Below are 1,723 nucleotides of genomic sequence, written 5' to 3'. Positions count from 1 at the left end.
TCCGGGAATCCGCGACTCGCTGGCCGCCCGGTGGCCGCACCTGCATGCTCGTCGGCAACCACATGCCGGGGAGGCAACCAGTGCTGCAGATCGACCAGCGTGAAGCGCGCGCACGCTACGAGCAGGAACTTGCCGAGGAGCAGCGCCGCCGGAAGGAGAGGGAACGGGAGCTGTGGGAGCGGATCACCTCCGCGACGCCGTTCGACCTGACCGTACGGACGGACGCCCACTCCATGCTGGACGCCCCCCTTCGGCACGCCGCCGCAGCCATCGACCTGCTCACCGGCGCCCGCCGACAGCACCCGGCCGGGCGGGCGCTCTGCGAAGGCATCACCCACACGAACCTCATGGCCCTGAGCGACCCCGTCGACGCCCACGCGACGTGCCACCGCTGCGTCCACGCCGCAGCGGTGGCCCGGCCCGCCGACGGGCCCGAACCACCGACCAAGAAGGAGCGCCAGGAGCTCGAGAGAGTTGAAGCCGGAGCCGTGTTCACCGTCGAGCACGCCCAGGGGTCCGAGATCCGGGACACCAGCGAGCAGAGCCGGAGCCCCGGCGGGGACCAAGGCCGGAAGGTGACCGCCGTGATGAAACGGCTGCACGCCCGAGGCTGGGTCGAGAGTGACGCTGAGGCAACCGATTCCCCGCGAGGCGGCCGCGGTTGGCGGTGGAACCTGACGAGTCTCGGAGCTGCTGCGCTCGCCATCCCCGCCGTGCCCCGGTGGGTGGAAGCTACGCCAAGCGCGCCACCGCAGCATGAAGGGCCCGAGGGCCGCAGCCCGGCCACCGATCGCCCGGGCCACGGGGGCGTCAGATGAGGCGGGAACACCTCGATCGTCCGATGACGGAGCCAAGCACTGCTGCGTGAAGCCGGGCTGCACAGAGGGCGCTCATGAACGTGGGCAACCCGGCCGCAGAGCCTGGTGCCGCGATGGATACTGCCGGGGTGCTGAACGATCTGAAGAGCGCCCTGGCCGCGCTGGAGGCCCACCAACCCGGCTCTCTGCTCGGCCTGCGCGAGACGCAGTGGCTCGACGCGAAGAGCGGCCCGTACCAGCTTGCGGACCCCAAGGCGGTCGAGGAGCTCACGAAGGACGTCTCGGCGTTCGCCAACGGGGGCGGCGGGGTCATCATCGTCGGCATCGCCACCCGCGTCGAGCACGACGCAGAGGTCCTGGACCACATCGTCGGCCTCGACCCGACCGCGGTGAACGTGGACCAGATCCGCAAGCTGATCCGCCAGCGGATCACCCCCACTCCCCGCGGCGTGCGCGTCGGCTGGTCCGGTGCCGACAGCGAGCGGGTGCTGTTCATCGAGGTCCCCGCGCCGGGCGTCGGCCGGGATCACCCACGGAGCGTTCGTGCCCGCGGGAGCGCGGGGGAAGCCGACGGCCGCAAGCGGATCCTGACCGCCCGGAGCCCGCCGGCCGGTTTCGACGATCGCCTGCCAGACCGGCTCGGCGACGGCGACCGGGGGGCGCCCGGGCACCAGGCACAGCACCCAGCCTGGTTCGCCGTCGACCTCGTGCCGCAGATCCTGCAGCGCGGCCGCGCCCTGCGCCCACGCCTCCCCGGTCGGCTCCCCCAGCCCCGCGTCAGCGAGCTGCTCGTAGGCCGCCCTCATCTCCCGCTCACGGTCGGGCAGCCCTTGGCCGACGCGCAGCCCAGCACCGGGTCCGGCTTCGGAAACGGCCTGCCGTACGAGCTCGGTGAGGGCTTGGGC

The 1,723-nt window shown here is 72.5% G+C and carries 2 protein-coding genes; both read left to right on the top strand.

Features of this window, described 5'->3' with window-relative positions:
- Positions 1–818: hypothetical protein (locus RM812_RS41565; RefSeq protein ID WP_311586128.1), on the top strand; the 818-nt coding region annotated here is incomplete at its 5' end.
- 128 nt (positions 819–946) lie between these two features.
- On the top strand, positions 947–1,723 hold a 777-nt coding region (locus RM812_RS41560), incomplete at its 3' end, for an AlbA family DNA-binding domain-containing protein (protein WP_311586126.1).

The organism is Streptomyces lancefieldiae, from assembly GCF_031845825.1.
GTDB classification, from domain to species: Bacteria; Actinomycetota; Actinomycetes; order Streptomycetales; family Streptomycetaceae; genus Streptomyces; species Streptomyces lancefieldiae.
Note: the sequence above shows the minus strand (reverse complement) of the source record. Positions and strands in the feature narration are given on the sequence as shown.